At 71.3% G+C, this 6,903-nt stretch carries 8 protein-coding genes; 7 read left to right on the top strand and 1 reads right to left on the bottom strand.

The window, feature by feature from the left end:
• Positions 1 to 321, bottom strand: a 321-nt coding sequence (locus VIW71_RS08715) for an ATP-binding protein (RefSeq protein WP_331621467.1), incomplete at its 3' end; no start/stop codon positions are given.
• Positions 322 to 518: 197 nt separating this feature from the next.
• Between VIW71_RS08715 and VIW71_RS08710 the strand changes: the two genes are divergently transcribed.
• The 7 genes from VIW71_RS08710 to VIW71_RS08680 all read left to right on the top strand — a co-directional run bounded on the left by VIW71_RS08710 (position 519) and on the right by VIW71_RS08680 (position 6,755).
• Positions 519 to 1,367, top strand: coding sequence for a helix-turn-helix domain-containing protein (locus VIW71_RS08710; RefSeq protein ID WP_331621466.1), 849 nt, complete (start codon positions 519 to 521; stop codon positions 1,365 to 1,367).
• A complete protein-coding gene (locus VIW71_RS08705) occupies positions 1,364 to 1,567 on the top strand; it encodes a DUF397 domain-containing protein (protein ID WP_331621465.1) in 204 nt (67 codons plus the stop codon). Before VIW71_RS08710 ends, VIW71_RS08705 begins: the two co-directional genes overlap by 4 nt.
• 262 nt (positions 1,568 to 1,829) lie before the next feature.
• The gene (locus VIW71_RS08700) at positions 1,830 to 2,828 is read left to right on the top strand and encodes a helix-turn-helix domain-containing protein (protein WP_331621464.1); all 999 of its coding nucleotides are present in this window, start codon (positions 1,830 to 1,832) and stop codon (positions 2,826 to 2,828) included.
• A gap of 416 nt (positions 2,829 to 3,244) precedes the next feature.
• Positions 3,245 to 4,537: a LuxR C-terminal-related transcriptional regulator gene (locus tag VIW71_RS08695; protein ID WP_331621463.1), complete on the top strand. Its 1,293-nt coding sequence runs from the start codon at positions 3,245 to 3,247 to the stop codon at positions 4,535 to 4,537.
• A gap of 138 nt (positions 4,538 to 4,675) precedes the next feature.
• Complete coding sequence (locus VIW71_RS08690; protein ID WP_331621462.1) at positions 4,676 to 5,632, top strand: XRE family transcriptional regulator; 957 nt, start codon at positions 4,676 to 4,678, stop codon at positions 5,630 to 5,632.
• 115 nt (positions 5,633 to 5,747) lie between these two features.
• Positions 5,748 to 5,999: an MBL fold metallo-hydrolase gene (locus VIW71_RS08685; protein ID WP_331621461.1), complete on the top strand. Its 252-nt coding sequence runs from the start codon at positions 5,748 to 5,750 to the stop codon at positions 5,997 to 5,999.
• Between the two features lie 51 nt (positions 6,000 to 6,050).
• Positions 6,051 to 6,755 carry an MBL fold metallo-hydrolase gene (locus VIW71_RS08680; protein ID WP_331621460.1) on the top strand — a complete coding sequence of 235 codons (705 nt, stop codon included), beginning with the start codon at positions 6,051 to 6,053 and terminating at the stop codon, positions 6,753 to 6,755.
• The last annotated feature ends 148 nt before the right edge of the window (positions 6,756 to 6,903 follow it).

The raw sequence follows: 6,903 nt of genomic DNA, 5'->3' as shown, positions 1-6,903 counted from the left end.
AGCGAGGCCCCGGCCACCTTCGTCGTCCGGGCCGGCCTGTTCGCAGTAGGGCATGGTGCGGCTGGTGTCATGCAGTTCGACGCGGATCCGGTCGTCGCGCGTCTCCATCACCAAAGCCGCCGGGGCGCCTTGGCCGACATGACGGATGACGTTGGTGGCCAGCTCGGAGACGGCCAGTGAGGCGGCGTCGGCCAGGGCGGAAGCTCCCCAGGTCGCCAGTTGGAGGCCGACCATACGCCGTAGCTCTCCCACGGCTTGCGGTGCGGCCTCGAAGGGAAGCAGGCAGCGTCGCTGCCTCTCAGCGGGCGGGCGTACGTACACGGGCGATCAGCCCCTCTCACAGCCAATGCCATCACTTGACGCATGTGCTCGATGGCGCTCTGGAAGCGAGTATGTCATTGAGAAGTTCCACCGTGTAACTTCTCGCGGAGATTCACCGGTCCTGGGTCGGTGGAGCACCAACGGCGGCACGGCATAGCCTCGTCCTGGCACAGAGCACAGGAGGGAGGCGCCGCGGCATGACAACCGGTCCGACAACACGTCGCCGCCAACTGGGCGCGACAATGCGTAAGTTGCGGGAACGCAAGGGCATGACGCTCGAAGAGGCTGGGAAGCTCGTCGGCGTCTCCAAGGCGACCGTCAGTCGCTACGAGACCAAGGAAGGCCCGGTCAAGTGGCCGATCGTGGACGCGCTGTGCCGCGAGTACGACGCCACCGAGACCGAACGGCAAGCCGTGGTCACCTGGGCGAAGTCCGCCAGGGAGCAGGGCTGGTGGGGTTCGTTGCCCGGCGCGCTCCCCGAGACACTGAACCTCCTGCTGACGTTGGAGGACGAAGCCGTACGCGAGGATCACTTCTCAACGGTGTACGTGCCAGGGCTGCTTCAGACGCGCGGATACGCCGAGGCGGTGCTTCACGCGTCCGAGATGCGGCAGTCCGCCGAGGATGTGGAACGTCAGGTCACCATCCGCCTCAAGCGCCAGGAGATCTTCCACCGGCCGCACCCTCCGCACATCTGGGCCGTACTGGACGAGTCGGTCGTCCGGAGGGTCGTGGGTGGCCCGAGTGTGATGCGCGGGCAGCTCGACCATCTCCTGTCCAGCGCCGAGACCCCGAACGTCACCCTGCAGATCCTGCCGTTCGCGACCGGTGCCCACGCTTCGGCGATGGGCAGTTTCGTCGTCCTCGGCGGAGCTGAACCGTCCTTGGACGTCGTCTACCTGGACATCCACACCGGTGCCGTCTTCATGGAGAAGGAAGAGGAACTGGACATCTACCGCCGAGCCTTCGACTACCTGCGGGCTCAGGCCCTGGGGCCGGCGGAGTCGGTGGAGATGATTCGCAGAGCACGCGAGGAGATGCAGTGAGCGCCGACACCCGTGAGTGGTTCAAGTCGTCGTACAGCGGAGGGGCGAACACGGAGTGCGTAGAGACGGCGATTCACACCCGCGGAGTCGACGTGCGGGACTCCAAGGACCCCGAGGGCCCCGTGCTGGCGTTCTCCCCGGCGGCGTGGGCCTCGTTCATACGCGAGGTGAGGGGTGGAGGGATTCACCCGGAGGGGTGAAGCGCGGGCGCTTCGGGGGCGTGCTGCCGCCAGCGCGGCGGCGGTGTGCCGTCCATTCGGCAGCCGGGGGACCCCGGGGCTGACCCGGAAGCGGGCGGTGGTGGGGGCGCGCGCTCGGGCGTCCGTACTGGCTCTCACTCCGGAGAGTGAACGATGTTTGCGTGCACGGGGGTTGGCGCTACGGTGAGTCAGCAAGCCGTCACATAGAGGACCCCGGCGGCGCGGGAACGCCCCGGGGTTTGGCAAGGGAGCAAGGACCCCGATGCGGATCCATCGTAGCGCGCACGTGCGCGCGTACACCGTCGTGTCGAACACGGTGTTGCAGGACAACCAACTGTCGTTCGTCGCGCGCGGGGTGCTGGGTTATCTGCTGTCGCTGCGGGACGGGGCGCAGGTGGATGTGCGAACCCTGGCGAAGCTGTGCAAGACGGGGAGGGACCAGATCGCCGGGGCGCTCAACGAGTTGAAGGCGCGCGGGTATTACGTGGTCGAGCGGGTGCAGGACACGGTCAGCGGGCAGTGGGTGACGCGGACGGTGATCCGGGAAGATCCGCAGGCCGCCCCGGCGGCCGGGGAACCGGACGCCGGGGCGGCGGGACGTACCCAAGGAAGTACCGGGGGGAAAGTACCTCCCTCCCCGGGCCGAACGGTCGTCGGCGAGTTCGTGCGGTGCGCGATGGGCGAGGGCAGGCCCGGCCGGGTGGCCGGGTCAGAGCCGCGCCGGGAGAAGGCGGGCGAGCCTCGACCGCACTCCGAGGAAGCGGCCGGTGGACAGGCCGCGCTGCCCCGCACGGCCGGTGGATCGGCGGAGTTGCGCCGCGAGGACGCCGCGTTGGTGCGGCGGCTCGGGGAGGTCGACCGGCGGTTGCGGATCGGGGAGGCGGAGGCGGCGCCCCTGGTGCCGTTGATCGCGCAGTGGCGGGAGCGCGGAGTCGGCGACAGTGCGCTGGTGCACGCGCTGACCGCGGGGTTGCCGCCGCAGGTCTTCGTACCCGTGAAGTTCGTGGCCTCACGGCTGGTACGGAAGCTGCCGCCGCAGGCCGTACGGGAGGCGGCGGGCCCGCCCGTACGGCGGCGTCCCGAGTGCCCCGACTGCGCGCGGCCCCTCCCGGAAGGCGCAGCGGGACGGTGCCGGGCCTGCGAACGGCCCACCGCCGACGGCGAACCCCCGTGGGCGTCCATCGCCCGCAACGGCCGCGCCCGCGTACGGGCCGCGCTCGCCGGGGCAGCACCCGTCATCGCCACCGCAGGCATCCCGTAACCCTTCCGTAGCCCCTCCCGCGCCCCGCCCACCTCCCCTCACCCCGCCCGCACCCCCCTCACGCCCGCACGCGCCAAACACCCAGGGAATCCCTCAATGCCACACGTCCGCACGCCCCTACGCCCCTCGGGACCCGCGTCCGCGCACCGTCTCCTACGCATTTGCCCTCGTCCACCCGATTGATTTCCTCAACGGATTCGACCTGGAAAACCAGTGATGCCGCTGTAACACTCTGTGCCTGACGGGTTGACGGGTCTACAGCAAGACGGGGGGCTCGCAGCGTGCCGCAGGACGTACCCCAGGACGTAACAGAGGACGTGCCCGAGGACGTACTGCCCAGGGACGTACATGAGGACGCACCGGCGGAGAGGAAACCGCCGGCGACTGTCCGTGTCGAGCAATGGAGGTCCAGACCGATGACGTCCGAAACCGTGAGCAAGGTGGCGGAGGTGCCGCGGATGCCGCTGGCCGGGCACAACGCGGCGACAGAGCGGCCGTACGGGCACGTACCGGGCGGCACGAACGGCGCGGACGGCGCAGACGGCGCAGACGGCGCACGGCACGACGGTGCGTCGGCGCCCAGCGCCCCGGCGCACGCCGAACCCGCGCGCCGTCCCGAACCCGGGCGCCGTCCCGAACCGGCGCACCCCCGGTCCGCGCCCCCTGAGTCGGACTCCCGCGCCCGGCCCGGTAGTGAATGGCCCAGCAGGGAATGGCCCGGCAGCGAATGGCCCGGCCACGACACCTCCGCCGCCGTCACGCTGTACGAGATCGCCGCCGCGTACGGCCGTGGCGAGGTCGCGGACGTCAGCGCCAAGTCCGGGCTGGACGAGGCCCGGGTGGAAGCCGGCTGGCGGACGTTGGGGGACATGGGGCTGGTGCGGGTCGTGGACGGACGGGTGGAAACCGTGGATCCGGATACGGCGCTGGCTTCGGTGATGGGCAGGTACACGGCGAACGTGCACGACCAGTTGCAGGCCGCGCTCGCGGTGAACGACGCCACCCAGAAGTTGCTGACCGTGTTCCGGCCGGCCGCGGCGCAGCGACAGGAACAGGTGGCGGTGGAGCAGTTCAAGGGCATCGAGGCGCGGGACAGCGCGCTGCGGGACATCACCGAAGCGCTGCGGGAGACGCTGGACACCGCCTACCAGGGGCCGCCCGATCCCGAGGCGCTGGCGAAGGCCGTGGAGCCGAACGCGGCGCTGGCCCGGCGCGGCGTGCGCGTGCGGGCGTTGTATCCGCGCAATCTGCTGGGTGTGCCGGCGTACGCCCGGTACCTGGCGGAGCTGTCGGATGTCGGCGTCACCGTACGCGTCATCGACCATGTCGCCCACGACATGCTGGTGTTCGACCGGCACACGGTGTGCCTGCCGGGCGGGCTCGGTGACATGTCCGAGTCGGTGATCCGGATTCGCGGCGCCTTGCTGGTGGAGTCGTTCGCGTCGATCTACGAGTCGTACTGGCAGCGCGCCACCCCGTTGTCGCTGGCCAGCACCCGCCCGCACCACACCGAACTGACCCGCCAGGAGCGGGCGGTGATCCGGCTGATGACCAACGGCTACAGCGACGACCGTATCGCCACGAAGCTGGCCATCGACAAGTCGGCGGTGCAGGAGGTGATGACGACGCTCATGGAACGGCTCGGCGCCGGAAGCCGCTTCGAGGTCGGTTACAAGCTCGCGTGCGACCTCGACCCGCGTGATCTGTAACCTTCGGTTGGAACGTGTGCGTGTACGGGGGACACGTCCCGTTGGAACATGTGCGCGTATCCGGGACACGTCCCGGCGGCGTGGGCGCGTACCGGAGACACGTCCGGACGAAGGGGACGGCGGAACGGGGGCGGTGGGATGCGCGACCGCGAGGCGCTGCAGACCCTGCTCGCCCGCGCCCGTGCCCGCGTCGATCCCGCCGAACTCGGCCTCGCGCCCCGCGCCGACCCGCGGGGGCGCAAGGTCGAGGGGCTGACGCACGAGCACATGACCCGCCTGCTGGGCTGGCCCGAGCACAAGTACGGCTATGTGGAGCGCGGCAAGCTCGCCAACATCGGTACGGAGGTGCTCGCCCCGATAGCGCGCATCCTGCACCTGTCGGACCACGAGTGGGAGGCGCTGGTGCTGTACGCGACCGGGCTTCCGCCGGCGTTCCGGCTCGATCCGCAGCTCGGTACGGCGGTGCCGCGGCCGTGGGAGCGGGTGCTGGCCGGGATGAGCGAGATGGCGTACATCAACGACGTGGCGTGGGACCTGGTGGCGTACAACTCGGCGTTCACGCGGATGTTCAAGCACCGCGAGGTGCCGGGCAACACGATGCGGTGGATGCTGCTGCACCCGCAGGCGCGGGAGACGCTGGCGGACTGGCGGGTGAGCTGGCTTCCTTTACTGGTACCGCAGTTGCGGTTGGCGGTCGCGGCCAACCCGCACAACCGGACGCTGGCCCGGTTGCAGGCCGACGCGAAACGGGACCCGGACGTGGGGCCGGTCTTCGAGTCGGCGGTCACCGAGTACATCCAGCCGCGGGCCGAGGCCGCCCGGCCGCTGCTGCACGCCGAGCTCGGCCTGGGCTGGGCCACGATGTGCGCGGCGGGGCCGTTCGGGGTGCCCGGCGGGCGGCTGATGTTCATCCTGTTCGACCAGGGGGAGCGCCCGCATCCGACTCCGCCGTTGTTCGCGCCGGCGCGCGGGCCGGTGGACCTGTCGCAGGTTCACGCCGATGCGCCCGTCAGTACGCCCCCGGTTGACTCCTGTACGGCGCCGGGCCCGCTCGCACCCGCGGGTCCGGACTCTCCTACGCCGCCGGGCCCGTAGGGGCGCCCGCCCGATTCCGCGCCTCCCCCGCCCGCTCTGTGCGCTCGGGCCGCCACCCCCGTGTGGCGATCCTCATACCCGCGGCCCCGCCCGCCGCGCAGCACAATGATGCGCCATGAGCTTCCAACTGCCCCGCAGGTTGCGGGCCTTGACGCCGCACGTGCACGCCTGGCTGCCGGACGGCCACGCGACCTGGGGCATGGCCAACTGTGTGCTGTTGGCGGGCGAGGGCGCCGCGCTGCTGGTCGACACGCCGTACACCGCCGACATGACCCGCCGCCTCCAGGCACTGGCCGCGGAGGTCATCGGGCCGGGCGCCCGTATCGGCACGGTCGTCAACACCCACGGGAACGGCGACCACTCCTAAGGGAACGCGCTGTTCCCGGACGCGGAGATCATCAGTACCGAGGCCAACAGCGTGCACCTGTGCGCGGAGCCGACGCCCACGGATCTGGCGCGGCTGATCGCCGACAGCGACCCGGACACGCCGCTGGGGGCGTACCTGAAGCGGCACTTCGAGCGCTTCGGTGACTTCGGCGGCCTGGACGCCGTCCACCCCGGTCGTACGTTCTCCGGTGAACTCTCCCTGGACGTGGGCGGTGTGACGGTGCGGCTGATCGAGGTCGGGCCCGCGCACACCTCCGGGGACCTGATCGTCCACCTGCCCGACGAGGGGGTGGTGTGCACGGGGGACGTGGTGTTCGGCGACGACCATCCGGTGCACTGGGCGGGGCCGATCGAGGAGATCCACCGGGCGACCGTACGGGTGCTGGAGTGCGATCCGCGGGTGATCGTTCCCGGGCACGGGCCGGTGATGACGCCCGCGGACGTGCGCGGGTACGCCGACTATCTGCTGGAGGTGCGGGACGCGGTCCATGCCGCGTACGCGGCGGGCCGCTCGCTGGCGGAGACCTCCGCCGCGCTGATCGACCGGGACTCGCGCGCGCACTGGGGGCTTACCGAACGGATGGCGATCCTCGCCGCCCTCGAATACCGCGCGCTGGACGGCGACGACACGCCGCCCGACCTGGTGCGGCTGGTCGACTTCGCCGCCGGGTTCACGGTACGGGCGGCCGGCTCGCCCGAGGTGGTGTCCGCGCCGCCCGGCTCCCGGGATTCCTAGGGGCGGGCTCTGCGGGGGCCGGGGTTCGTGACGGCGGCGCTGCGGGGGCGGGGGCGGGGCTGCGGGTGCGGTGGCGGGGGCGGCGCTGCGGGTGCGGGGACGTGGCGGGGGCGGGGCTGCGGGTGCGGGGACGTGGCGGGGGCGGGGC

This window comes from Streptomyces sp., assembly GCF_036524955.1.
GTDB lineage: Bacteria > Actinomycetota > Actinomycetes > Streptomycetales > Streptomycetaceae > Actinacidiphila.
This window is presented reverse-complemented; position numbering and strand designations above follow the sequence as displayed.

Coding starts and splice junctions, on each gene's coding strand:
- VIW71_RS08700 (WP_331621464.1), top strand. CDS start 1,830: ATGCGGATCCATCGTAGCGCGCACGTGCGCGCGTACACCGTCGTGTCG.
- VIW71_RS08710 (WP_331621466.1), top strand. CDS start 519: ATGACAACCGGTCCGACAACACGTCGCCGCCAACTGGGCGCGACAATG.
- VIW71_RS08685 (WP_331621461.1), top strand. CDS start 5,748: ATGAGCTTCCAACTGCCCCGCAGGTTGCGGGCCTTGACGCCGCACGTG.
- VIW71_RS08695 (WP_331621463.1), top strand. CDS start 3,245: ATGACGTCCGAAACCGTGAGCAAGGTGGCGGAGGTGCCGCGGATGCCG.
- VIW71_RS08690 (WP_331621462.1), top strand. CDS start 4,676: ATGCGCGACCGCGAGGCGCTGCAGACCCTGCTCGCCCGCGCCCGTGCC.